The 24,081-nt window shown below is 72.9% G+C and carries 19 protein-coding genes; 12 read left to right on the forward strand and 7 right to left on the reverse strand.

Annotated features, from left to right (window positions below; all coding sequences use genetic code 11):
• The first annotated feature begins 1 nt into the window (after position 1).
• The 4 genes from AW274_RS16715 to AW274_RS16730 are packed head-to-tail and all read left to right on the forward strand — an operon-like array spanning position 2 to position 3,603.
• Positions 2-1,150, forward strand: coding sequence for an acyl-CoA dehydrogenase family protein (locus AW274_RS16715; protein WP_062432683.1), 1,149 nt, complete (start codon positions 2-4; stop codon positions 1,148-1,150).
• Positions 1,150-2,211 carry an HAD-IIIC family phosphatase gene (locus tag AW274_RS16720; RefSeq protein ID WP_062432686.1) on the forward strand — a complete coding sequence of 354 codons (1,062 nt, stop codon included), beginning with the start codon at positions 1,150-1,152 and terminating at the stop codon, positions 2,209-2,211. Before AW274_RS16715 ends, AW274_RS16720 begins: the two co-directional genes overlap by 1 nt.
• Positions 2,201-2,980, forward strand: a complete 780-nt coding sequence (locus tag AW274_RS16725; RefSeq protein ID WP_062432689.1) for a thioesterase II family protein — start codon at positions 2,201-2,203, stop codon at positions 2,978-2,980. Before AW274_RS16720 ends, AW274_RS16725 begins: the two co-directional genes overlap by 11 nt.
• Positions 2,977-3,603 carry a 4'-phosphopantetheinyl transferase family protein gene (locus tag AW274_RS16730; RefSeq protein WP_062432692.1) on the forward strand — a complete coding sequence of 209 codons (627 nt, stop codon included), beginning with the start codon at positions 2,977-2,979 and terminating at the stop codon, positions 3,601-3,603. The genes AW274_RS16725 and AW274_RS16730 overlap by 4 nt, the downstream gene beginning before the upstream one ends.
• On the opposite strand, the gene AW274_RS16735 is transcribed toward AW274_RS16730, so the two are convergent.
• Genes AW274_RS16735 through AW274_RS16755 form a run of 5 tightly spaced genes read right to left on the reverse strand, consistent with a single transcriptional unit; the run spans position 3,566 to position 14,898 of the window.
• A complete protein-coding gene (locus AW274_RS16735) occupies positions 3,566-4,726 on the reverse strand; it encodes an acyl-CoA dehydrogenase family protein (protein ID WP_062432695.1) in 1,161 nt (386 codons plus the stop codon). The two genes, AW274_RS16730 and AW274_RS16735, sit on opposite strands and share 38 nt — an antisense overlap.
• On the reverse strand, positions 4,723-8,517 hold the full coding sequence (locus tag AW274_RS16740) for an SDR family NAD(P)-dependent oxidoreductase (protein WP_062432698.1): 3,795 nt from the start codon (positions 8,515-8,517) through the stop codon (positions 4,723-4,725). The genes AW274_RS16735 and AW274_RS16740 overlap by 4 nt, the downstream gene beginning before the upstream one ends.
• The gene (locus AW274_RS16745; protein WP_063813403.1) at positions 8,514-13,235 is read right to left on the reverse strand and encodes a type I polyketide synthase; all 4,722 of its coding nucleotides are present in this window, start codon (positions 13,233-13,235) and stop codon (positions 8,514-8,516) included. Before AW274_RS16745 ends, AW274_RS16740 begins: the two co-directional genes overlap by 4 nt.
• A gap of 42 nt (positions 13,236-13,277) precedes the next feature.
• Positions 13,278-14,072 carry an ABC transporter permease gene (locus AW274_RS16750; RefSeq protein ID WP_062432704.1) on the reverse strand — a complete coding sequence of 265 codons (795 nt, stop codon included), beginning with the start codon at positions 14,070-14,072 and terminating at the stop codon, positions 13,278-13,280.
• The gene (locus tag AW274_RS16755; RefSeq protein WP_062432708.1) at positions 14,062-14,898 is read right to left on the reverse strand and encodes an ABC transporter ATP-binding protein; all 837 of its coding nucleotides are present in this window, start codon (positions 14,896-14,898) and stop codon (positions 14,062-14,064) included. The genes AW274_RS16750 and AW274_RS16755 overlap by 11 nt, the downstream gene beginning before the upstream one ends.
• A 335-nt stretch (positions 14,899-15,233) precedes the next feature.
• On the opposite strand from AW274_RS16755, the gene AW274_RS16760 reads away from it, so the two are divergent.
• From AW274_RS16760 to AW274_RS16770, 3 genes are all read left to right on the forward strand, one after another.
• Positions 15,234-16,742 carry a glycosyltransferase family 39 protein gene (locus tag AW274_RS16760; RefSeq protein ID WP_198169254.1) on the forward strand — a complete coding sequence of 503 codons (1,509 nt, stop codon included), beginning with the start codon at positions 15,234-15,236 and terminating at the stop codon, positions 16,740-16,742.
• Between the two features lie 79 nt (positions 16,743-16,821).
• Positions 16,822-17,511, forward strand: a complete 690-nt coding sequence (locus AW274_RS16765) for a phosphotransferase (RefSeq protein ID WP_062432711.1) — start codon at positions 16,822-16,824, stop codon at positions 17,509-17,511.
• Entirely contained in the window at positions 17,495-17,935 is a 441-nt protein-coding gene (locus tag AW274_RS16770; protein WP_062432715.1) for a DUF1707 SHOCT-like domain-containing protein, read from the forward strand. The genes AW274_RS16765 and AW274_RS16770 overlap by 17 nt, the downstream gene beginning before the upstream one ends.
• Before the next feature lie 51 nt (positions 17,936-17,986).
• On the opposite strand, the gene AW274_RS16775 is transcribed toward AW274_RS16770, so the two are convergent.
• Entirely contained in the window at positions 17,987-18,613 is a 627-nt protein-coding gene (locus tag AW274_RS16775) for a dihydrofolate reductase family protein (RefSeq protein ID WP_062432718.1), read from the reverse strand.
• A 140-nt stretch (positions 18,614-18,753) separates the two neighbouring features.
• Positions 18,754-19,911 carry a hypothetical protein gene (locus AW274_RS16780; RefSeq protein WP_062432721.1) on the reverse strand — a complete coding sequence of 386 codons (1,158 nt, stop codon included), beginning with the start codon at positions 19,909-19,911 and terminating at the stop codon, positions 18,754-18,756.
• 162 nt (positions 19,912-20,073) lie between these two features.
• Here AW274_RS16780 and AW274_RS16785 point away from each other — a divergent pair, with 162 nt between their 5' ends.
• Genes AW274_RS16785 through AW274_RS40325 form a run of 5 tightly spaced genes read left to right on the forward strand, consistent with a single transcriptional unit; the run spans position 20,074 to position 24,068 of the window.
• Positions 20,074-20,592, forward strand: coding sequence for an RNA polymerase sigma factor (locus AW274_RS16785; RefSeq protein ID WP_062432726.1), 519 nt, complete (start codon positions 20,074-20,076; stop codon positions 20,590-20,592).
• Positions 20,589-21,356, forward strand: a complete 768-nt coding sequence (locus AW274_RS16790) for a zf-HC2 domain-containing protein (protein WP_062432729.1) — start codon at positions 20,589-20,591, stop codon at positions 21,354-21,356. The genes AW274_RS16785 and AW274_RS16790 overlap by 4 nt, the downstream gene beginning before the upstream one ends.
• Positions 21,341-22,189 carry an ATP-binding cassette domain-containing protein gene (locus AW274_RS16795; protein WP_062432732.1) on the forward strand — a complete coding sequence of 283 codons (849 nt, stop codon included), beginning with the start codon at positions 21,341-21,343 and terminating at the stop codon, positions 22,187-22,189. Before AW274_RS16790 ends, AW274_RS16795 begins: the two co-directional genes overlap by 16 nt.
• Positions 22,186-23,547 (forward strand): hypothetical protein, encoded by a 1,362-nt coding sequence (locus tag AW274_RS16800; protein ID WP_062432738.1) that lies wholly within the window; start codon positions 22,186-22,188, stop codon positions 23,545-23,547. Before AW274_RS16795 ends, AW274_RS16800 begins: the two co-directional genes overlap by 4 nt.
• Positions 23,544-24,068 (forward strand): hypothetical protein, encoded by a 525-nt coding sequence (locus AW274_RS40325; protein ID WP_157520334.1) that lies wholly within the window; start codon positions 23,544-23,546, stop codon positions 24,066-24,068. Before AW274_RS16800 ends, AW274_RS40325 begins: the two co-directional genes overlap by 4 nt.
• The last annotated feature ends 13 nt before the right edge of the window (positions 24,069-24,081 follow it).

Genomic DNA, 24,081 nt, shown 5'->3' on the forward strand with positions numbered 1-24,081 from the left:
CATGACGACCCAGGCTGAGATCGCGCCGGGCGTGCTCCAGGTCACCGACCGGAAGTCCGCCCGGGCGTTCGTCGACACCCACATCGTCCCGTACGCCGACGCGTACGACCGGCAGGGCCGGGTCCCCGAGGAGCTCCTGGAGCGGATGACCGCCGCCGGGCTCTGGGCCCCCTTCCTCCCCCGGGACACCGGGGGAGGGGGCATGGACCTGGTCACCCTCGGCGAGGTCCACGAGGAGGTCGGCCGAGGCTGCTCCTCGGTGCGCAGCCTGCTGACCGTCCACACGATGGTGTCGTGGGCGGTGCAGCGGTGGGGCAGCCCGGCGCAGCGCGAGCAGTGGGTGCCGGCGCTCGGCCGGGGAGACGTGCTCGCCGCGTTCTGCCTGTCCGAGCCCGGCGCCGGCAGCGACGCCTCCGGGATCGCCAGCAACGTCGTGGAGAAGAACGGCGGCTGGGTGCTCAACGGCGTCAAGAAGTGGATCACCAACGGCCAGCGGGCCGACCTGTTCCTGGTCTTCGCCCGCACGGCCACCAGCATCGGGGCGTTCCTGGTCCCCAGGGACACCCCCGGCGTCGAGGTGACGCCGATCGAGGACGTGCTCGGCACCCGGGCGTCGATGATCGCGGAGATCTCCTTCCGCGACGTCGCGCTCGGCCCCGACGCGCTGCTCGGCCCGAGCGGCTTCACCGCCGGCATGGTGCTGACGGGCACCCTGGACCTCGGCCGCTACAGCGTGGCGACCGGCTCGGTCGGCATCATCCAGGCGGCGCTGGAGGCCTGCGCCGCGTACGCCTCCCGCCGCACCGTCGGCGGGTCGCTCCTCAAGGATCTGCCGCTGATCCAGGCGAAGCTCTCCGACATGGTCACCGACGCGCGGGCGGCCCGGCTGCTCGTCGCGGAGGCCGGCCGCCTCAAGGACGCCGGGGAGGCGTCCACGATCATGGCGACCTGGGTGGCGAAGTACTTCGCCTCCACCGCCGCCGCCCGGCACGCGTCCGAGGCGGTCCAGATCCACGGCGCGAACGGCTGCGGCCACGACTACCCGGTGGCGCGGCTGTACCGGGACGCCAAGGTCATGGAGATCATCGAGGGCAGCAACGAGATCCAGCGCATCACCATCGCCGGCCAGGCAGAACGGGAGATCATCTGATGACCGTGATTGACCTCAGAAAACCGGCGCAGGGCCGGATCAAATGCGTGGTCTGGGACCTGGACAACACGCTCTGGGACGGCGTGCTGCTGGAGGACGGCGACGTCGCCCTGCGGCCCGAGGTGGTGGCGCACATCCACCGGCTCGACCAGATGGGAGTGCTGCACTCGATCGCCAGCAAGAACGACGGCGCCGCCGCGCGGGAGAAGCTGCGCGAGTTCGGCCTCGACGAGATGTTCCTGCACCCGCAGATCAACTGGAACGCCAAGTCCGAGTCCATCGCGCGCATCGCGAAGGCGCTCAACCTCGGGCTCGACGCCTTCGCCTTCGTCGACGACCAGGAGTTCGAGCGCGGCGAGGTCGGCCACAGCCTGCCGGCCGTCACCCTGGTCGACATCGTGGATCTGGAGGAGGCGCTGGCCCGGCCGGAGTTCATCCCCCGGTTCGTCACCGACGAGTCGGCCCAGCGCCGCCCCATGTACCAGGCGCAGGCCGCGCGCGACGACCTGGAGTCGGGCTTCGTCGGCACCAACGAGGAGTTCCTGGCCGGGCTGGAGATGCACTTCACGATCGCCCCCGCCGTACGGGACGACCTCCAGCGGGCCGAGGAGCTGACGGTCCGCACCAACCAGCTCAACTCGACCGGCCGCACCTACTCCTACGAGGAGCTCGACGAGCTGCGCGGCTCGCCCGACCACCTGCTGCTGGTCGCCTCCCTGACCGACCGGTTCGGCAGCTACGGCAAGATCGGCCTCGCCCTGGTGGAGAAGGGCGAGCAGGTGTGGCGGCTCAACATGATGCTGATGTCCTGCCGGGTGATGTCCCGCGGCGTCGGCATGGTGCTGCTCAACCACATCATGCGGCTGGCCCAGGCGGCCGGGGTGAGCGTGCGCGCCGACTTCGTCGAGACCGGCCGCAACCGGATGATGCAGATCACCTACGCCTTCGCGGGCTTCCGCGAGGTGAGCAGAGACGGCGTCCACGTGGTGCTGGAGGCCGACCTGAGCACCGTCCAGCCGCCACCGCCCTACGTCCACTTGGAGATCGTCGATGAGCTTTGACGACGCGGCATCCCGGTGGATGCCGTTCGCGGGCCAGACCGGCGCCGGTCCCGGCGCGCTCGCGCTGTACTGCCTGCCGCACGCCGGCGGCGCCGCCTCCACCTTCCGGAGCTGGCAGCGCGTCCTGCCGGGCGTGGCCGTGCAGCCCATCCAGCTCCCGGGCCGCGACAGCAGGCTCAGGGAGCCGGCCTACGACCGGATGGGGCCGCTGGTCGCCGACCTCGCCGAGATCATCCAGGCGGACGTCTCGCTCGGCTCGATCGACCGCAGGTACGCCCTGTACGGCCACAGCCTCGGCGCGCTCGTCGCGTTCGAGCTGGCCCGCGAGATCCGCCGCCGCGGCGGACCGCCGCCGGTCCACCTGTTCGTCTCCGGATCCGTCGCCCCGCAGCTCGCCTACGAGGACGGCAAGCCGGTCGGGCAGATGTCCCGGCCGGAGGTGGTCTCGATGCTCCGCGAGCTCGGCGGCACGCCGGAGTGGCTGCTGACCGACCCCGGCGTGCTCGACATGATCCTCCCGGCCGTGGTCGCCGACTTCACCATCAAGGAGACCTACGAGTACCGGGAGGAGAAGCCGCTGGACCTGCCCATCACGGCCATGCCCAGCACCGACGACTCCCGGATCAAGGCCGAGACCGTGACGCCCTGGGGGGAGCAGACCACCAGGGAGTACGAGCTCCAGCCGTTCGTCGGCGGCCACTTCGCGGTGTTCGAGCAGGCCGCGCTGGCCCACAAGCTCATCTCCAAAGCCCTGCTCAAATGGATGTGACGGAACCCTTCGTGTGGCGGGTCCACCTCGATCAGCCTGACGGCGCGAGGTGGGCCCCGCTGCTTTCCGGGCCCGAACGCGACCGCGCGGCGGCGCTGGCGACCCCGGTCGAGCGCCGCCGTTTCACGGTCGCGCACGGCGTCCTGCGGGCCGTCCTCGGACGGCTCACCGGCCGGCCGCCGGCCGAACTCGTTCTCGACGCGGAGGATAACGGCCGGCCCTTCCTCGTCGGCCGCCCGGTCGACTTCAACCTGTCGCACTCCGCGGAGTGGGCGCTGATCGGGGCGGTCGGCCCGCACCTGCGGGTCGGCGTCGACGTCGAGCAGGTCCGCGACGACCTCGACCACCTGGCCATGGCCCGGCACCTCTACCAGCCGGCCGAGGTCGAGCGCCTGACCCGGGCCGCCTCGCCCCGGGAGGAGTACTTCCGGCTCTGGTGCGCCAAGGAGGCGTACGTCAAGGCGACCGGGGAGGGCCTGCCCGGCCTGCGGAACGCCCTGGTGACGCACGAAGGGAACGCGACGGTGGGTTCGTCGCGTTCCCTTCGCTGGATCGAGGTGGCGCCCGGCTACGCGGGCGCCGTCGTCACGACCGCTGGGAGACCGGCACCACGTACCGGTTGAACACCAGGTCGCGCAGCACGTCGTCACCGCCCTCCACGATCGACACGTACCGCACGTCCCGCAGCAGCTTGCCGATCACCGCGTCGTGGGTGTAGCCGACGCCGCCGAACATCTCGGAGGCGGCCGAGGCGATCTGCCAGCCGATCTGGCCGCAGAACATCTTCGTGGTCAGCGCCGCCTTCAGCGTGCCGACCCGGAGGAACTCCGCGGCCGCGTCGGGCCGGGCCGCGATCTCGTCGTAGCGGCGGGCCGCCGCCAGGCACTGGTTCGCCATCACGTCGATCTGCATCTCGAACTGGCCCAGCTTGGCGGCGAACACCGCGTTGCCGGCCAGGATGGCGCCCTTGACCTGCTTGGACCTGCCGTACTCCAGGCACACGTCCCGGATCCGGCGGGCGATGCCGAGCGCCGTGGTGGCGATCAGGATGCGGCTGGCGTTCAGCCCCACCTCCAGCAGCCGCAGCCCGTTGCCGCGCAGCACGTTCTCCGCCGGCACCCGCACGTCGGTCAGCGTCACCTGGTAGGTCGCCGAGGAGCGCAGCCCCAGCACGTCCCAGCGTTTGTCGATCCGGATGCCCGGCGTGTCCCGGGGGACCAGCACCGCGAGGTACCCGGCCGGGTCGTGCTCGGCGCGGGCGACCACCACCAGGAACTCGGCGAAGTCGGCGTTCGTGGAGAACGCCTTCTCCCCGTTCAGCACGACGTCGGTCCCGTCGCGGCGGGCCGTCGTGGTGATCCTGGCCAGCTCGCTGCCCGCCGCGTGCTCGCTGCCGAGCGTCGCGCAGAAGCCGCTCCCGGCCACCAGCTTGCCCAGGTAGTGCTCCCGCAGGCCGGGGGAGCCGTACCAGGACACCATGCTGGTGGTCAGGACCGGGATGAACAGGGTGAACGCGGCGCCGGCGTCGGCGTAGGCGAGTTCGGCGACGATCTGCACGCCGTCCTCCAGGCCGAGGCCGGGGCCGCCGTACTCCTTCGGCACCCACCAGTTCGCCAGGCCGGTGTCGGCGAACCGCTCGTACAGCGGGAGCGGCGCCTCGGCCAGCGAGTCGAGGTAGGCGTCCTTGCCGATGAGCTCCCGGCGCGCGAACGCCTGGACGGCCCGCACGTGCTCCGGCTGCCTCATCCGGTCTCCCGTTCGTCGAGCAGCTCGGCCAGCATGCGCACCGTCGGGCACTCCAGCAGTCCCGTCACCGGGACCGACGCGTTCAGCGACTTGCGGATCCGGGTGGTCAGCTCGATCGCGAGCAGCGAGTGGCCGCCCAGCTCGAAGAAGTTGTCGGTGGCGCCGATCGGCTCGATGCCCAGCACGCGCGACCAGATCTCGGCCAGCGCCGCCTCGGTGCCCTCCTTCGGCTCCACGTAGGGGTTGTTGAGGTCGGGTCTCGGGTGGCGTTCCTGGTCGTCGGGGCTGTCGTCGGCGCCGTGGATGTCGCCGGTGACCCACTGCGCCAGCCGGCCCTCCAGCGGGCCGGTCGAGATGACCAGGTGGCCGACCCGGTCGGTGGAGGCCAGGGCCCGCTCGAAGACGTCGACGCCTTCGGCCGGGGCCATCGCGAAGCCGACGACGGCCTCGCTGTGGCCTTCGAGACGGGTGGCGTCGATGCTCCAGGTGTCCCAGTCGACGGTCACCCAGCGGCCGCCGCCCGCCACCCGGGCCTGGCGGATGTAGGCGTCCAGCGCCGCGTTGGCCGCCGCGTACGGCGCGAGCGTCATGCCGCCCAGCACCGCCGCGATGGACGACAACGTGATCCGCCGGCCGGCCGCGTGCCCGCCGAGCACCTTCTCCAGCACGTGGAAGCCCTTGACCTTGGTGGCCAGGTGGGCGTCGCACTGGGCGCGGTCCATCAGGTGGGCGAAGTTGAAGTACGCCCCGTCCTGCACGCCCGCGCCGTGCACCGCCACGTCGATCCCGCCGAACCGCTCGACCGCGGCCTCGACCACGGCCGCCATGCGCTCCTCGTCGGCCACGTCGGCCGACAGGCAGAGCACGGTCGCGCCCCGGCTCTCCAGGTCCTGGATGTTGCGGATGTGCCGGGCGGTGCGCTCGCCCCCGGAGGGCGTCTCCGCCAGGAACGACTCCCACTCCTCGCGGGGCGGCAGCGGCGACCGGGCGGTGAGCACCAGGTTGCAGCGGTACGCGGCGGCCAGGTGGCGGGCGAGCACGAGCCCGACGTCGCCGAGGCCGCCGGTGATCAGCACGGTCTCGCCGTCCTTGATCGGGCGGGTCTCGTCGGTCAGCTCCTCGGTCGGGAACTGCTCGTAGGCCCGCGCCCAGGTCTCGCCGGCGCGGACCGCGACCGGGCCCTCGTGCGGGGCCAGGATCGCGGCGAGGATCTGCACCGACTCGTCGCCGGCCGGAGAGGGGTCGGCGTCGATCGTGCGGGCCCGGATCCGCGGGTTCTCCTGGGCCAGGCTGGGGGCCAGCGCCGCGAGAGTGGCGTGCTCCGGGTGGCGCAGGTCCGAGCCGAGCACGCCGACCGCCCCCGAGGTGAGCAGGGCGAGCTCGGCGCGCGGCGCGGAGCCGCTGTTGTCGACCAGTTCCCTGGCCAGCGCCAGCACGGAGTAGAAGCCGCGGCGCTGCTCGGCGTCGAAGTGCGCCGACGGGTCGTCGTCCGCCCCCGGCTCGGCCGAGGCCAGGCTGAACGCGTGGACGATCGCACGGGGCGCGGCCAGCAGCGAGTACATGAGTTCGGCCATGTCGTCGGGCTGGTCCAGCCTGACGGTGAAGTCGCCCGCGTCGTCCTGCTCGAAGCTCTCGCCGCTCCGCACGGCCGTGACCTCGGCGCCGGCCGCGTTCAGCCGGTCGATCAGGGCCTCGCCCCGGGCGTCGTCGGCGAAGACCAGCCAGGGGCCGGCCGCGCGCAGCCGCTCGTCCAGGCCGGCGACCGGGAACGGGCGCTGCTTCCAGGTCGGCAGGTACGTCCACTTCGACCGGTCGAACGTCTTGTCGTTGCTCACCGGCGCGGCCTGCGCGTTCGGGCTGGCCTTCACCCAGTAACGGCGCTTCTGCCACGGGTAGGTGGGCAGCTCGACGCGGCGGCCCGCGCCCCGGTGCAGCGCGGTCCAGTCGATCGTGCTGCCGGCCTGCCACAACCGGGCCAGCGTGGCCAGCAGCCACTCGGCCGCGGGCACCCCGTCGACGGGGGCGACGACGATCTCCTCCGACGCCTGGCCGGCGTCGTCGCGCGTCACCTGCACGCCGAGCCGGCGCAGCCCGTCGGCCAGCGCGCCGACCGCGTCGTGCCGGTCGGTGCCGTCCTCGATGCCGATCACGGCGTCGACCGCCGCGAGCAGCTCCGGCCCCCAGGTCTCCGGCACGGCCTCCGGCGTGACCAGGCGCACCTTCGGGTTGCGGCGCTGGGTCTTGGCGTTGATCCAGCGGGCGGGGTCGGTCAGCGCCACGACCGCGTCGTCGCGGTCGGCGACCACGATCGCGCGCCGCAGCGCGAACCCGCCGCGCGACATCTGCAGGGTGAACGCCACGTCCGCGACGTCCTCGCCGGAGTCGCCGGCCAGATATCCGGCCAGCCGCTCGCCGAGCGCGTTGAGCGCGTTCTCGTCGCCCGCCGAGAAGGTCAGCAGGTGCGGGCCCGGCCGGTTCGGGCGGGCCTCGCGCGGCGGCGCCTGCTCCAGCACCACGTGCGCGTTGGTGCCGCCGAGGCCGAACGAGCTGACCCCGGCCCGGCGCGGGTGCGGGCCCTCCGGCCACGGCCGGTGCTCGGTCAGCACGGTGAAGCGGTCCTGCGCGGTGGCCAGCGCCGGGTTCGGCTGGGCGTAGTCGGGCACCCCCTGGAGCAGCTCGTGCTTGAGGCTCAGCGCCGCCCGCATCAAGCCGGTCACGCCGGAGGCGCGGTCGAGGTGGCCCAGGCTCGGCTTCAGCGAACCGAGCACGGCCGGGGTCTCGCGCGGCTGGGTGAACACCCGGTTCATCGCGGCCAGCTCGATCGAGTCGCCCAGCATGGTGCCGGTGGCGTGGCACTCGACGTACCCGATGGTGTCGGGCTTGACCCCGGCCACGCCGAGCGCCGTCTCGATCACGTCGGCCTGGCCGTCGACGCCCGGCGCGGTGTACCCGGCCCGCATGCGGCCGTCGTTGTTGGACGCCGACCCGAGGATGACGGCGTGGATCACGTCGCCGTCGGCGAGCGCGTCGGCCATGCGCTTGAGCGCCACCGTGCCGACGCCGCTGCCCATCACGGTGCCGCCCGCCTCGGCGTCGAAGCTGCGGACCTTCCCGTCGGGCGACATGATGCCGCCCTGCTCGTACAGGTACCCGGCGGGCTGGGGGAGCGGGGTGAACGCGCCGCCGGCCAGCGCCATGTCGCACTCGTAGGTCAGCAGGCTCTGGCAGGCCAGGTGCACCGCCACCAGCGACGTGGAGCAGAACGTCTGCACCGACACCGCCGGCCCGCGCAGCCCCAGCTTGTACGACACCAGGTTCGCCAGCGAGTCGCGCTCGTTGCCGATCGCCATCAGCATCGCGCCGCCGGGCTGGCTCGCCTGGTGGAAGATGTTCTTCACGACGTAGTCGGGGAACCCGCAGCCGCCGAACACCGCGACCTGCCCCGGCACGTCGGTGGGGCAGTAGCCGGCCGCCTCCAGGGCCTCCCACGAGCACTCCAGGAACAGCCGGTGCTGCGGGTCCATCATCTCGGCCTCGCGCGGGTTGATGCCGAAGACCCCCGCGTCGAAGTGCTCCAGGTCGGCCAGCGGGCCGCCGATCCGCACGTAGCGCGGGTCGGCGATCTGGCCGGGCTCGACGCCGGTCTCGCGCAGCTCCGCGTCGGTGATCTCGCGCAGCCCCTTGATCCCGGACAGTACGTTGCGCCACAGGTCGGCGACGCTGTCGGCGCCGGGGAATCGACCGGACATGCCGATCAGCGCCACCGCCGAGGCGTAGTCGGTTTCCGTCATGACGTCCTTCCGCTCCGGAGCATGTTCCGCCGCTGTTCGATGCGCGAGGTGCGCTGCTGTTCGCGCACGTCGGCCGTCTGCTCTTCGTTGGCCTCGCCCGCGGTGGCCGCTTCGGCCAGCGACGAGATGGTGGGCGACTGGTAGAGGATGTGCGGGGGGAGGTAGGTCAGGCCGAGCGTCTTGCGCACGTCCGCGATGATCTCCATGCCGAGCAGCGAGTTGCCGCCGAGCTCGAAGAAGTTGTCGTGGACGCCGACCGATTCGAGGCCGAGCGCCTCGGTCCACACCTCGGCGATCTTCTCCTCGGTCTCGTTCTGGGGCTCGACGAACGCGGTCGACAGGTCGGGCCGGGGGTGCCGGCCGAACGCGTCCCTGAGCTTCTTGACCGTCGCCTGGTGGCTCTCGATCGACGACTTGCGGCTCATCGCGACCAGCGGAGCGAAGTCCTGCGTCGAGGTGACCACGTGCCGCTCACCGCTGTTCAGCACCCGTACCAGCGCCTCGAAGCCGTCCTCGAAGCTGAGCCCGAACAGGCCCCGGTACCAGGTGAAGTACTGCTTGGAGCCCTCGTCGTAGTTCTCCAGGCCCTCGGTCCAGCCGTTCCACGTCCACTCGCACCAGTCGACCGAGGTGACCAGCGCGCCGGGCAGCGGGTCGCTGAGCGCGAAGGAGTCGAGGAACGCGTTGGCCGCGCAGTAGTCGACCTGGCCGGCGCCGCCGCCGGTGGCGGAGGTGGTGGAGGAGTAGAGGGCCAGGAAGTCGACCGGCACGTCCTTGAGCACCTCGGCCAGGGCCAGCGAACCGGCCACCTTCGGCGCGAGCGTGCGCTCGATGTCGGCCACGGTCTTGAACTGCATCAGGCCGACCGCCGGCACGCCCGCGCAGTGCAGGACTCCGTTGAGCCCGCCGAACCGCTCGACCGCCGCGTCGACCGCCCGCCGCACGTCGGCGACCTTCGACACGTCGCCCGCCACCGTGACGACCCCGACGCCGCGCGCCTCCAGCCGGCGCAGCCCCTCGACGCGCCGCCGCACCTCGTCTGCGGTGCCGGGGGCGGCCAGGATCTGGTTCCACTGGTCCTTCGGCGGCACCGGGGTGCGGCCCAGGAGGACCAGGTTGGCCTGGTACTTCTCGGCCAGCAGCTCGGCCATGCCCAGGCCGATGCCGCCCAGGCCGCCGGTGACCAGGTAGGTCCCGCCGCGCCGGACGTCCACGACCGGGTCGGTCCTGTCGATGTTGGCGGCGTCCAGCACCTCGTAGCCCGGCGTCCAGCGGCGGCCCTCGCGCAGCGCGACGACCTGGTCGGCCGGGTCGGCCCGCAGCTCGGCCAGCAGCCCGCGCAGGGCGGCCGGCGAGGTGCCGGCGTCGGCGTCGATGAGACGGGTCTTGACCCTCGGGTACTCGACCGGGATGAGCCGGGTCGGGCCGAGCAGCGTGTTGCGCTCCGGGATGACGTCGTCGCCGGTCAGCACCTTCTGGCTGCCGACGGTGACGATGTCCAGCGCCCAGGTCGGCAGGCCGAGGTCGACCGCGGCGCGGGCGAAGGAGACCAGCGTGTAGAGGCCGCGCTTCAGGCACTCCTGGGTGGCGTCGCCCTCGGCGGGGGCCGGGTCGGCGGTCCAGAGGTGGACGACCCGCTCCGGCTGGAAGCCCCGCTCGCCCAGGGCGCGCAGCGCGGCGACGACGTCCTCCTGCGAGCCGGGCCGCACGACGAACGCGTCAGGGTCCTCCCGGTAGGCGTCGCCGGGCCGGACCAGCACGACCTCGTGGCCGAGGGCGTCGAGCGCGGCGCGCACCGAGCCGGTCAGCGTGTCGGCCAGGCCGGCGTCGGTGAAGAGCAGCCACTTGGTCTGCTCCTCCTCGCGCACCAGCTGGGGCGCGGTCTGCCGCCACACCGGGACGTTGATCCACCGCTCGTCCGGCAGGCGCGGCAGCGCGGTCGCGATGCTGGTGGGGTCGCTCTCGTCGAGCATGGGCACGCCGGTGCCGAGCGCCGCCTGGTCGATCTCCAGCCAGTAGTCCTGGCGGTCGAACGGGTAGGTCGGCAGCGGCACCCGGCCGGGATCCCAGCCGTCGTGGAGGGCGTCCCAGTCGATCGGCACGCCGGCCAGCCAGAGCTTGCCGACGGCGGTCGCGGTGGCGGCGAGCGTCTCCACCTGGTCGCCCTGGCCGGGCAGGGTGGTGACGATCAGCGGCCACTGGTTGCGGTCGCAGTCGGGGTGGCCGCGGGTCAGCGCGCCGAGCGACTGGCCGGGGCCGATCTCGGTCAGGGTCATGTCGCCGCCGCGCAGCACGTGCGCGAGCCCGGCGCCGAACTCGACCGTCTCGCACATGTGGCGGGCCCAGTAGCCGGGGTCGGTGACCAGGTCGGCGGTGGCGATCTCGCCGGTGACGTTGCTGACGTACGGGATGACCGGCGGGTTCAGCGTCACGTTGGCGGTGATCCAGGAGGTCAGCTCGGCCGCGACGGGGTCGAGCATGCGCGAGTGGAACGCGTGCGTGGTCTGGAGGCGGCGGCAGCCGATCTCGGCCGCCCGCAGCCGCTCGGCGGCGGCCTCGACGGCGTCCTCCGGCCCGGCCAGCACGAGCTGCGAGCCGGTGCGGACCGCGACGTCGAGGCCGAGGTCGCCGAGCACCGCCTTCAGCCGCTTCTCGTCGGCGGCCACGGCCAGCATGCCGCCCTCCGGCTGGGAGGTGATCAGCTTGGCCCGGTAGGCGACCAGCTTGAGCGCGTCGGCCAGCGACAACACCCCGGACAGGCAGGCCGCGACGTACTCGCCGAGGCTGTAGCCGACCATGATCTCCGGCTTGACGCCCCAGCTCATCAGCAGGCGGGCCAGCGCGTACTCGGCGACGAAGACGGCGGGCTGGATGAGGTGCGCGTTCGGGTCCGACGCGGGGGCGGCGGTTCCGGTCCGCCCGAGCAGCGCGGCCAGGTCGGGGGCGCTCGCGGGCCCGGCCGGCACGAAGACGTCGGACAGCTGGGACGCCTCGGTGAGGCCCAGCAGGCTGACGCACTCGTCGACGTCGGCCCGGAAGCGCGGCTCGGTCTCGTACAGGGCGGCGACCATGCCCGGGTACTGCTCGCCGACGCCGGCGATCAGGAACCCGGTCTTGCGGCCGACCGCCGTGTCGGTCCGGCCCAGTGGCCCGGCCGGGTCGGTGAGCAGCGCGGCGGCTTTGGCGTTGCCGTCGGCGACGACCACCTTGCGGTGGTTGAAGACCTTGCGGCCCTTCTGGAGGGTGTACGCGACGTCGCCCAGGTCCACGCCGGGGTCCGCGGCGATGCTCTCGCCCAGACGCACGGCCATCCGCTCGGCGGAGGCGGCCGACCGGGCCGACACCGGGAGGATCTGCCAGCGGCGCGGCCGTTCCGGGCGCGGGGCCGGAACGGGCGCCTCGACGATGATCGCGTGCGCGTTCGTGCCGCCCATGCCGAGCGAGCTGATCCCGGCGATGCGCGGCCGCTCGGCGCTGCGCGGCCAGGGAGTCGGGGTGGCCGTGACGTAGAACGGGCTGGTCTCGAAGTCGATCTCGGGGTTCGGCGAGGTGTAGTGCAGCGTCCCGGGGATCAGCTCGTGCCGCAGCGACTGGACGACCTTGATCAGGCCCGTCACGCCGGAGGCGCGGTCGAGGTGGCCGACGTTCGGCTTGATCGAGCCGAGCACGCAGTACTGCTTCTTCTCCGTCTGGCCGAACGCCTTGGTCAGCGCCGCGACCTCCATCGGGTCGCCGACCTCGGTGGCGGTGCCGTGCGCCTCGACGTAGCCGATCTGCGACGGGTCGACGCCCGCCTTCTCGATCGCCTTGGACACGCAGCGGCGCTGGCCGTCGATGCTGGGGGCCAGGTAGCTGAACTTCATCGCGCCGTCGTTGTTGATGGCCGAGGCGCGGATCACCGCGAGCACGGTGTCGCGGTCCTCGATCGCCTTGCCCAGGCGCTTCAGCGCGACCACGGCAGCGCCGTCGCCGAACATGCTGCCCCGGCCCTGCGCGTCGAAGGTGCGCACGTGGCCGTCGGGCGACTCCTGGCCGCCCTCCTCCCACAGGTAGCCGGTCCGGTCCGGGATGCGGACCGAGACGCCGCCCGCGAGCGCCATGTCGCACTCGTCGCGGCGCAGCGCCTCGCTCGCCAGGTGCACCGCGACCAGCGAGGTCGAGCAGAACGTCTGCACGGTCACGCTCGGCCCCGACAGGTCGAGCCGGAACGAGACGTTCGTGGCGAGCGAGTCCTTGTCGTTGCCGATCATCAGCGCGGACGTGTCGATGCCCATGGCGAACGCCTGGAGCCGGGTCAGCAGGTAGCCGCTGATGTTCATGCCGGCGAACACGCCGACCGAGCCGCGGCTCTCCGGCGAGCCGTACCCGGCCGACTCCAGCACCTCCCACACGCATTCGAGGAAGAGCCGCTGCTGCGGATCGGCCAGCGTGGCCTCGCGCGGGTTGTAACCGAAGAACGCCGCGTCGAAGCCGCGGATCTCGTCGAGAACCGGCCGGCTCCGGACGTAGTTCGGCTTCGAGAACGTCGCCGCCGGCACGCCCGCCTCGATGAGTTCCTCATCGGAGAAACGCGTGAAGGATTCGACCCCGGTGCTGATGTTCCGCCAGAAAGTCTGGACGTCATTTGCTCCCGGGAATCGACCGGCCATGCCGATGATCGCAATATCGGACTCGTCCGCGGGGTATTGCGAGCCGCCAGGTGGATGTTGCTGATCCATCAACACGCCCCTATTCACCGAATTTTTTAAGTGGGAATTCTTTTAGAGCAGCCCGCCGCGGCCCCAGCCGCGGGTGAGCCGGCGAATCGCGAAAACGCCGCAGACGAGCGCGATCCCCAGCAGGATCGCCGCGGGCAGCATCGTCCCGGCCGTGTCGCCGACGACGGCGGCCTGCAGCATCTTCAGGGCCCAGTAGCCCGGGGACAGCTGCGCGGCGACCTGCGCCCACTCGGGCATCAGGCTCAGCGGCACCAGCGCCCCGCCCAGGGAGCTGAGCGTCAGCGCGCCCACGTCGGCGATCACGCTGAGCTCGCCGTGGCTGCGCACGATCGCGGCCAGCAGCGCGCCGATCGCCAGCAGCGTGAACGCCCAGACCAGGATCGACCCCAGGACCAGCGGGACGTTCCCGGGCACGGGCAGGCCGATGACCAGGCAGCCGTACACCAGCAGGATGCTCTGCTGCGCGATCATCACCACGTAGATCGGCAGGGTCTTGCCGATCAGCAGCTCGGCGGCCGGCGCCCGGCTCACCCGGAGCCGGTCCCAGGTCTTCCAGGTGCGCTCGGCCAGGATCGCGTTGCCCGCGATGGAGATCGCGAACACCGAGAACATGACCAGCAGCCCGGTCACCACCTTGGTGGTGCCGCCCTCGACCGCGCGGACGTACAGCGGCTTCAGGACCAGCATCAGGACCATCGGCATGACCACGTAGCTGATCGTCTGGCCGGGGTCTCGGAGCCGGATGAGCGTGTTGTTGCCCGCCAGGGCGCGGATCCGGTAGAGGGACTCGCGCAGGGCGGCGGTCGGCCCCGGTCGGTAGCCGGTGTCAAGGAGCATCGCTGACCGCCAGGGATCGGTAGAGGTCGTCCAAGGAGGGGTTGTGGACCTCGATCGTGCTGATGGGCCGCTCGGCGCGGCCCAGCAGGTCGATCAGGGTGGCGGCCGGCTGCGTGGTGGAGACGCGGACCTCCTCCTCGTTGTCGTGGATCAGCCGCACCTCCCCGGGCAGCCCGTCGACCAGCTCGTCGTAGGTGCCCCGCGCGATGATCTTCCCGCTGCGGGCCACCGCGATGGTCGCCTGCAGCTCGACCAGTTCGGGCAGGTAGTGGGTGGTGTAGACGATGGCCGCGCCGTCGCCCGCCCGCTGCTTGACGACGTCGAGCATCGCCTCGCGGGTCTCCAGGTCGGCGCCGGCGGTCGGCTCGTCGAGCAGCAGCAGACCGGGCCGGTGGATCAGCGCGGTGGCCGCCTGGACCCGCCGCTGCTGCCCGCCCGACAGGCCCGCCGTCCTGCGGTCGATGAACGAGCCGAGCCGCAGCGCCACGGTCAGCTCCTCGATGGCGCCGTCGAGCGCGGCCCGGCGCAGCCCCGCGAGCTTCCCGAACAGGTTGAGGTGCTCGCGCACGGTGACGGACGGGTAGAGCGCGATGTGCTGCGGCGCGACGCCCACCCGCCCCCGGCTCGCCGACGGCGGACGCCCGTCGATGGTCACGTGACCGGCGTCCTGACGGATCAGGTACGACACGATCTCCACGAAGGTCGTCTTGCCCGCGCCGTTGTGCCCGACCAGGCCGACGATCTCCCCGGCCGCCACACTCAGGCTGAATCCGTCCAGCGCCAGGACCGGGCCGTATCGCTTGACAAGATCGATGGCGTGCAGCAACGTGTCACCTCCTTGATTATTCACCTCGAAAAGACGCTTGCTTTTCGCGGGCCCGCGAATTTGATAATTCGAATTCGACTGAAGAAATCGAGTTACCGCTACAGTAGCGGCGGCGGGCCCGGCCGCCATTGGCAGGAAGTGGCCGGGGAGAACCGGCCAGCGGCGGGCGGCTTGTCGCCGACAGGGGTCACCCCTACGCCCCGGCGGCGCAAAGACAGGGGTTGCGCGCGGCGCCGGGCCCGGCCCATTTCTGGCAGGCTGACCTGCGAGGACGGCCATTCTTGCTTGACATAAACCCGCTGTTCATATTGACCGGTTGATGTCAGAATCTTCGGGTGACTATCGAACGCTCTGACACGAAGTTGCCGGAGGAAGGCGACAGTCGCCCCAGGGGGCTGCCATCCCTCGCGGCAGGCCCGCTCACCGCGGTCGCGGCGGCGCTCGCGGCCGTGCTGACCGCCCTGTCCGGCCGGTACGGATTCCACCGCGACGAGCTCTACTTCATGGTCGCCGGCGACCACCCCGACTTCGGCTACGTCGACCAGCCGCCGCTCACCCCCCTGCTCGCCCGCGCGAGCACCGCCCTGTTCGGCGACACCCCGTCGGCGCTGCGCGTCGTCGCCACGGTCTTCTGCGTGGCCTCGGTCGTGACCGTCGCCCTGATCGCCCGCGAACTCGGCGGCGACCGCCGGGTGCAGACCGTCGCCGCCTGCTGCGCGGCCACCTCCGGGATCGTCCTGGGCCTCGGCCACCTGCTCGCCACCGCGACCTTCGACATGCTCGCCTGGCTGGTCATCAGCCTGCTCGTGCTGCGCCTGCTGCGCACCGGCGACGGCCGGTGGTTCGTGGCGATCGGCGTCGCGGTCGGCGTCGGCATGGAGAACAAGCAGCTGCTCGGGCTGCTGGTGGTGGTCCTATTCGCGGCGCTGCTGCTGGTCGGGCCGCGCGACGTGCTGCGCACCCGCTGGTTGCCGATCGGCGCGCTCATCGCCCTGGTCCTCGCCGCGCCCAACCTGATCTGGAGCGCCGCCAACGGCTGGCCCCAGTTCGCGGTCGCGGCCGGCATCAGCGAAGACGGCGCCGACGACCGCGCGATGCTCCTGCCGCTGCTGATCGCGCAGCTCTCCCCGCTGTACCTGCCGCTCTGGGCGGCCGGGCTGGTCCGCCTGTGGCGCGACCCGTCGGTCCGGTGGGCCCGGCTGATCCCGGTGGCGACCCTGCTGCTCGTCGCCGCCGTGCAGATCGCGGGCGGCAAGTCCTACTACGTGCTGCCGCTGCTGATGGTGTCGATGGCGGCCGGCGTGGCGCCCGTCGTCCAGTGGGCCCGCACGCGCGTGCTGGTCGTCTGCATCGCGGTCGCGGCGGCCGTCAACGTCGTCATCGGGCTCCCGGTCCTGCCGCCCGCCGCCGCCGGGTTGCCGAACGCGCTCAACGCCGAGGTGGGGGAGCAGATCGGCTGGCCGGAGTTCGCCGACTCGGTCGCCGCCGCCTGGCAGCAGATCCCCGAAGCCGACCGCGCCCGCGCCGTCATCTTCGCCCAGAACTACGGCGAAGCCGCCGCCATCGCCCTGTACGGCCCCGAGCGCGGCCTCCCCGCCGCCTATTCGGGCCACATGAGCTACGCCGACTGGGGCCCGCCCCCCGACACCGCGAACGGCCCCGTCCTCCTCGTCCACGCCGCCGAGAACCGCCGCATCCCCGCGCGGTTCACCGACTGCCGCCTCATCGGCCCGGTCGACGTCGGCCACGACCTCGACAACCAGGTCAGCGAGAACGTCATCCGCCTCTGCGGAGCCGCTCCCGTCCCCTGGTCCGCCCTCTGGCCGAGCCTCCGGAGCACCTGATGACGACCCCGATGAGCGGTGAGAAGATGTCACCGGCACGCCCGCCTATTGCGGCGCCGAAACCCTTAGCCTGGCTACCATGCGCGTAGGTTGCCTGATCGGGTCGGGCCGCGACTGCGACATCTACGAGGCCGGAGCGGGCAAGGTCATCCGGCGGGCCAAAGACGGCCGCAGCCTCGAACGCGAAGCGTCCGTCATGCGCCACGCCAGCCGCGGCGGCTTCCCCGCGCCGCAGGTCTACGACGCCGACGGCCCCGACATCCTGATGGAGCGCCTCGACGGCCCGAGCCTCTTCCAGGACGCCGCCGCCCACCCGCGCAAGGTCCGCGACCACGGCCGGCTCCTCGCCGACCTGCTCACGAAGTTGTCCGCCGTCCGCGCCCCCGGCTGGCTGCCCGCCGTCTGCGTCGGCCACCACCTGCTCCACCTCGACCTCCACCCGCACAACGTCCTGCTCACCGGCGACGGCCCCCGCGTCATCGACTGGGCGACCGCCCGCCGGGGAGCCTGCGCCGCCGACGTCGCCGCCACCTGGCTGGCGCTCGCCTCCGGCCACGTCGACCCCCCGCTGCGCCGCAGCCGCGACCAGATGCTGGCGGCCTTCCTCGACCGCGTCGACCGCGAGGCGGCCCGGCCCTACCTGACCGTTATGGCGGACCGCCGCCGTACCGACCGAAACGCCGACGACGCGGAGACGGCCGCCATCGACCGCCTCCTCGCCCGCGAACACACGACCCTCGAGGAGGCAGCCAATGGCAGATCGACGTGAAGTCCGGGTATCCGACGCTGATCGCGAGGCCGCAGTCGCCCATCTGCTGGCCGCCGTCGACGAGGGCCGTCTCAGCCTCGACGAATACAACGACCGCATGAGCCGCGCCTACACCTCGGTCACCTTCGCCGACCTCGACAACCTCCTGGTCGACCTGCCCGACGCCCAGGCCGCGCCGACCGTCACCGCCACCCAGACCAGGGCCCCGGCGGTGGCGACGGGCGCGTTACCCCGCTGGCTCCGGGTGGTCTGGATCGCCTGGGTCGCCAAGGTCGCCCTCAACCTGGTGATCTGGGTCCTGCTCAGCGTGACCGAGGGCGAACTGCTCTACTTCTGGCCGATGTGGGTCATCATCCCGCCGGGCCTGGCCCTGCTCGCCGTCAGCTACGCCGTCACCGCTTCGCGGAAGAGCGTGGGCTCCTAACGGCGAACGTCGATCATCCCGGCGGGATCCCGCCGGGTGGTCGAGGCCACCTCAGACCCGGGTGAACGTCAGATGCGTGACCCCTGACGGCGTCGAAACCGCCTCGATCGTGTACGTCTCCTCCAGCGCCTCCAGCCCGTCCCAGAGCCTGACCCCACGGCCGAGCAGGATCGGCACCTGCACCACGTGCAGATGATCGACCAGCCCCGCGGCGAGGAAGTCCCGGATGACCGTGGCCCCGCCGCCGACCCGCACGTCCAGGCCCCCGGCGGCCTCCCTGGCGACCGCGAGCGCCTCGGCGGGCGAGGCGTCCAGGAAGTGGTAGGTCGTGCCGCCGCCCATCTCGATCGACGGCCGCGGCCGGTGCGTGAGCACGAAGACGGGCGACCGGAACACCGGCGTGTCCCCCCACCACCCCCGCCAGTCGGGGTCGTCCTGCCAGCCGGGCGGCCCGAACTTCCCGGCCCCCATGATCTCCGCGCCGATTCCCTGCTCGTGCCGAGCCGCGAAGACGTGGTCGACGCCGGCGGCTCCCGTCTCGTGCCAGAAGCGGGTGGCGAACATCCACTCGTGCAGCCGTTCCCCGGCGTGCCCGAACGGCGCGTCGAGGGCCTGGCCGTCGCCGGTGCCGAAACCGTCGAGCGAGATCGAGAAGTTGTGCACGCGTACCGCGGACATGAGCGGGCTCCTTAGGTCGGGCTCTCACCGATGAGTCGGAGCCGCCGACCGGTTCTCTACCACCACGACGAACTTTTTCCGACCTGCTCGGCACCGGCACCAGCGGCCCCGAGTCGACCGCCAGAGCCGATCCCGTTCGGTCACGAGCCCGCGATGATCCGCCGCAGGTCGATGAACACGAGTTCCTGGCCGCGCTGGTAGGCGATGACGTCCCGGGTCGTGACCTCGACCAAGAGCTCCTCGTGGGCTTCGCCCGTGTACTCGGGGATCACCACCCCGAGGTCGGCGACCTTCCCGGTCCGCAGGTCGATCAGTCTCCCGGTCCCCTCTTTGAGGTGCAGGAAGCGGTCGGCGGCCGGTGCGAGCCCGAGGCCCGGGATGGGGCGTTCATCCGATCCGTCACGGTTGCGCACGAACGACTGCTGCTCGCGCGAACCCGTGCAGACGGTCACCCCGCACTGCACGTAGAGTTCGCCGGGCCCGACGACGGCGTCGGCCGTCGCACCGGTCTCCAGGTCGACCAGATGACGGAACAGGAATTTGTCCTCCCCGCTCACGTCGGACGGCGTCCCCGCCCACGGCCACTCCAGCAGCGTCAGCCCCTGCCCGCCCGGCACCGGTGACACCGTCCCACCCTCGACGGGCACGCTCAGCACGTCGCCGCCCTGCAGCGAGTAGATCAGCCGGTCGCCGACGAGCTGGATGCGCCCGAACGCGCCACGCGGCGACTGAGCCAACCGGACCGGCGGCCCTCCGGAGAACGGCGCCGCCCACACCTCGCCGTTCGTGTAACCGGCCTCGTTGACCCACCAGACGAGCCGGTCACCCGCCATCGCGTAACCACCGGAGAACCGCTCCTCCGGCTCGTTCACGTCGGTGATCTTGCGAAACCGCTTCGCGGCCAGGTCGTAGGCGTAGAAGGCGGCCGTACGTTCCAGGTCGATCCGGCTCCGCAACACGACGGTCCCGCGGTCGGCGAACAGGAGCCCTTCGAGAACGGTCCCGTCGTCCAGTTTCCGCGGCACCGTCACCACGGCCTCCGGCCACACCTCCTCCACCAGCCCGAGGGTGGTCTGCGCGGGTGAGCCCGTCGTCGACGGAACCGCCTGCGGACCGACTGCCGGCTCGCCGCCGATCCCCGAAGCCGGATCCAGACGGACCACCTCCGGGCGGATCACGGTCACCGCCACGACGGCGACCGCCACGACGGCGGCCACGACCAGAACCGAGGCGAGCAACCGAGGCCGACCGATCGGATCCCGATCGGAGGTGGCGCGCAGGTCGTCGTCGACGGTCACCGAAGGCTCCTGTCGTCGGGGGAGTCTCGCCGCTGGCAGCTCGAAGCCTAGCCAGACCGTCGGCCGCGCAGGTGATCTCGCGCGCCTGCATCGGGAACGACGTTCTCCGTCGATTTCACTCGTCTTGGAACCTTTTCGCCTGCTGCTCGCGATAGAGGACACATGACCCCCGACAGCGACGCCGCTCTGCTGGCCGCCGTGGCCGAGGGCAGGCTGGAGGCGCTGCGTGTGCTGCACCATCGGCACGCGCCCTGGTTGCGGGCCCGGCTGGCCCGCCGGTGCGGCGATCCCGACCTGGTCCAGAGCGCCCTGCAGGACACCTTCGTCGCGGTCTGGCAGGACGCGGGCCGCTACCGCCCCTCGGAGGGCGCGGCGGGGGCCTGGTTGTGGACGATCGCCATCCGCAAGCTGGTCAGCGCCCTGCGCGGGCGGCCGGCTCCGGTCGCCGCCGAGGCCGCCGTCACCGAGTCGGCCGAGGACCTGGTGCTGCGCGCGGTCGAGCACGGCGACCTGGGGACCGCGCTGAACCGGCTGTCGCCCGAGTTGCGGGCGGCCATCCGGGCCACCGTCCTCGACGGGCTGACCGTCAAGGAGGCCGCGCGGCTGCTCGGCGTGCCCGAGGGCACCGTGAAGACCCGCGTCATGCGGGCCAAGGCCCAGCTGAGGGAGTTGCTCACATGAACGGGTGGCACGTGCCCGACGACCTGCGGGCGGCCTATCTCGACGGTGGTCTGCCGGAGGCGGCGGCGATGTCGGTCGAGGTCCACGTGGCCTCGTGCCAGGGGTGCCAGGCCGCTTTCCCCGTACAGGAGGAGTGGCTTGAGGAGAGCTGGGCGGCGATCGCCGACGTCGTCGACCGGCCCGCGCCTCGGCCGCTGACCCGAGGGCTGACCGCGCTCGGGATGCCTGAGCACGTGGCGGTGTTCCTGGCGGCGACGCCGGGGCTGACGCGGTCGTGGCTGCTCGGGGTGGCGGGCGCGCTCGGGTTCGCGGTGGCGGCCGCGCACGCCGCCGACCGGTCGATGCTGGTCTTCCTCGCGGTCGCGCCGGTGCTGCCGCTGCTCGGCATCGCCGCCGCCTACGGTGCGCGGGTCGACGCCCTGTACGAGGTCGCGAGCGCCGCGCCGATCAGCGGCGGCCGGGTGCTGCTGCTGCGCGCGATGGCCGTGCTGGTCGCCGCGCTGCTGGTCACCGGGGCGGCGACCCCGGCGTTGCCTGCGTTCACCGCGGCGTGGTTGTTGCCGTCGCTGGCCCTCACGGGGGCGGCGCTCGCCCTCGGCCCGCTCCTGGCGCCGCACCGCGCCTCGGCGCTGCTGGCCGCGGGCTGGCTGGCGGCGGTGCCGGCCGGCCGGGAGGCCGTGTTCGGGGCGCCCGCGCAGGCCGCGTACGCGATGGCTCTGATCCCGTTCGTCTATCTGGGGGCACGTCGATGGAACCGACTCTGACCGTCCGCGAACTGACCCGGCGGTTCGGCCGCCGGACCGCGCTCGACCGGGTGTCGCTGGAGTTCGGCACCGGCGTGACCGGGCTACTCGGCCCCAACGGCGCCGGGAAGACCACGCTGATCCGGATCCTGGCGACCACGCTCGCGCCCGACGGCGGCGGGGTGCGGGCGTTCGGGCTCGACCCGGCCGACCGCGAGCAGCGGCGGGCGCTGCGCCGCCGTCTGGGCTACCTGCCGCAGAACCCGGGGGTGTACGCCCACTTCACCGCCTTCGAACTGGTCGAGTACGTCGCGATCCTGAAGGAGATGAACGACCGGCGGGCCCGGCACGACGAGGTGCGGCGGGTGCTGGCCGAGGTCGACCTGGGCGACCGCGCCCGCACGAAGGTCCGCAGGTTGTCGGGCGGCATGCGGCAGCGGCTCGCGCTCGCGCAGGCGCTGCTGGGCGACCCCGACCTGATCGTCTTGGACGAGCCGACGGTGGGGCTCGATCCGGAGCAGCGGATGCGGTTCCGGGCGCTGCTGTCGAGGCTGGGCGAGAGCCGTACCGTCCTGCTGTCGACCCACCAGACCGAGGACGTCACGACGCTGTGCGGACGCGTCGTGGTGCTGAAGGCGGGATCGGTGGTGTTCGAAGGGGGCCCGGGGGAGCTCGCGGCCCGGGCGGCCGGGCGGGTGTGGCTGACCACCGCGCCGCCCGCCGGCACGTACTGGCGCACCCCTGACGGCCGTTACCGGACCCTGGGCGACCGGCCGCCGGAGGCGGTGCCGGGGGAGCCGGGCGTCGAAGACGGCTACCTGCTGCTGCTCGGCGCCGAGGGGGTGCCGGCGTGACGCTGGCCGTGTTCGAGCTGCGCCGCATGGTGCGCAACCCGCTGATCTGGGCGGCCGTTGTGATCGCGGTGGTCGTGGAGGGGGCGCGCGCTTCGCAGTGGTGGCCTGACCTGACGTTCGTGACGGTGCGCGCGGTGACGGCGTCCACGCTGGTGGCCGGGGCGGTGCTGGTCGCCGCGAACCTCGCCGCGGGCCGCGACCGCCGGGGCGGCCTGCCGGAGTCGCTCGGCGCGCTGCCGAGCCGGGCGCCCGCCCGCACCCGCGCGGTCCTGCTCGCCGCCCCGCTCGCCGGGGCGCTGGCCGCCGCCGCGGTGATCGTCCCTCTGGTCGGGTACGCCCTGCTGCGCGGCCCCGTGGCCGGGACCTTCGACGGCTGGGAGGCCCTCAACGGCGTGGCCCTGGCCGCGCTGGCGGCGACCGCCGGCGCGGCGCTGGCCCGCTGGACGCCCTGGCCCTTCACCTCCCTGCTGGTGATCTTCGGGTTCGCCTTCCTCCTCGTCGCCAATCCCCGGGGCGAGTACGGCGGCTGGGCGCTGCCGTGGATCGCCACGCACGACGCGACCCTCGGCCCGCGCCCCTCGGCGGCGCACCTGCTCTACCTGGTGGCGGTCGCGGTGGCGGTGGGCGCCGTGGCGCTGTTGCGGCACGGGCCGCGGCCGGTCCCGGCGGCGGTCGCGGCGGTGTCGCTGGCGGTCGCGGTCCCGGTGGTGGCGCAGGCCGCCCACCTGCCCAAACCCGCGCCGGTGGCGTGCCGGGACCACGACGGGCTGACCTTCTGCCCGCGCCCGGGTCACGAGCCGTGGGTGGCGGGGTGGGCGGCGGCGCTGCGCCCGATCACCTCGGTCGTGCCGCCGCGGGCGCTGGCCCGGGTGCCGGAACTGCGCCAGGAGCTCTACGGCACGCTGCCGCTGGTCTGGCGGCCGGGCGTCAGCGAGACGGGCGTCGCGGGCGCGGTCGCCGAGAGCGCGGCCGGTCTGGAACCGGGCCCGGGGTGCGGACGGGCCCGCACGGTGGTGGCGTTGTGGCTGACCGGCCGGGTCGCCGCACTGGACCACGAGCGGGCGCCGGCGAACTGGTCGTGGCCTCCGGGGGCGGCCGGGCCGGGCGACGGCTGGCACGTGTACCCCTTGACCGAGAGCGGCCACACGGCCGTCGTCCCCGGGCGGCTGAACGGCGCCTTCTACGACGACGCCGACCTGGCCAACGCCCGCGCGCTGCTCCGCGACCCCGGCGCGGCCGACCGGGTGCGGGCCCACTGGACGACGCTCACCGATCCGGCCACCACCACCGTCGATGCCGCGCCGCTGCTCGGCATCGAGGCGGTCACCGGTCGCGGGCTGTGCGGGGAACCGAGGTGAGGGCGCTGGCCCTCCCGCTGATCCGGGCCGTCGACTGGCTGCCGCTGGCGGCGACGGTCCCGGCGGTGCTGGTCGGGGCGTGGCTGGTTCCGGCCGAGTTCGCGGTCGCGGTGGTGCGGCTGGCGGCGGCTCTGCTCGCCGCCGCTGCGGCGTTCACGCTGGTGGACGCCATGGCCGCGACGACGGCCGCCACCCCGGTGCCGCGCCGGGTGCGGCAGTGGGCGCGCACGCTGCTGGCCGCCCTGGCGGCGGGCGGGGCGTGGACGGCGGCCTGGTGGCTGGCCGGCGTGCCCGGGTCGCCGGTCGGCCCGGCCGGGGAGACGGTGGCGGCGCTGCTGCTGGCGTTCGCCGGGGCCGGCTGGGCGGTGCGGCGCGCGGAGGGCCGGGCGGTGGCGCTGGCGGGGGCCGCGCCACTGCTGGCCTGCGGCGCGGGCACCTGGGCTCCTGCGGGGGTCGGCTGGTGGTGGGCGGTGGGCCCGCTCCTGCTCCTGGTGGCCGCCGTCCACGACGACGTGACCTGACGGCCGCTACCCT

The sequence above is a fragment of the Herbidospora daliensis genome, assembly GCF_001570585.1.
Classification (GTDB): Bacteria; Actinomycetota; Actinomycetes; order Streptosporangiales; family Streptosporangiaceae; genus Herbidospora; species Herbidospora daliensis.

Bases quoted from the DNA above. Each gene is read 5' to 3' on its own strand.
- AW274_RS16715 (WP_062432683.1), top strand. From the start codon at position 2: ATGACGACCCAGGCTGAGATCGCGCCGGGCGTGCTCCAGGTCACCGAC.
- AW274_RS16750 (WP_062432704.1), bottom strand. From the start codon at position 14,072: ATGCTCCTTGACACCGGCTACCGACCGGGGCCGACCGCCGCCCTGCGC.
- AW274_RS16725 (WP_062432689.1), top strand. From the start codon at position 2,201: ATGAGCTTTGACGACGCGGCATCCCGGTGGATGCCGTTCGCGGGCCAG.
- AW274_RS16720 (WP_062432686.1), top strand. From the start codon at position 1,150: ATGACCGTGATTGACCTCAGAAAACCGGCGCAGGGCCGGATCAAATGC.
- AW274_RS16740 (WP_062432698.1), bottom strand. From the start codon at position 8,517: ATGACGGAAACCGACTACGCCTCGGCGGTGGCGCTGATCGGCATGTCC.
- AW274_RS16765 (WP_062432711.1), top strand. From the start codon at position 16,822: ATGCGCGTAGGTTGCCTGATCGGGTCGGGCCGCGACTGCGACATCTAC.
- AW274_RS16770 (WP_062432715.1), top strand. From the start codon at position 17,495: ATGGCAGATCGACGTGAAGTCCGGGTATCCGACGCTGATCGCGAGGCC.
- AW274_RS16785 (WP_062432726.1), top strand. From the start codon at position 20,074: ATGACCCCCGACAGCGACGCCGCTCTGCTGGCCGCCGTGGCCGAGGGC.
- AW274_RS16745 (WP_063813403.1), bottom strand. From the start codon at position 13,235: ATGGATCAGCAACATCCACCTGGCGGCTCGCAATACCCCGCGGACGAG.
- AW274_RS16790 (WP_062432729.1), top strand. From the start codon at position 20,589: ATGAACGGGTGGCACGTGCCCGACGACCTGCGGGCGGCCTATCTCGAC.
- AW274_RS16795 (WP_062432732.1), top strand. From the start codon at position 21,341: ATGGAACCGACTCTGACCGTCCGCGAACTGACCCGGCGGTTCGGCCGC.
- AW274_RS16775 (WP_062432718.1), bottom strand. From the start codon at position 18,613: ATGTCCGCGGTACGCGTGCACAACTTCTCGATCTCGCTCGACGGTTTC.
- AW274_RS16735 (WP_062432695.1), bottom strand. From the start codon at position 4,726: ATGAGGCAGCCGGAGCACGTGCGGGCCGTCCAGGCGTTCGCGCGCCGG.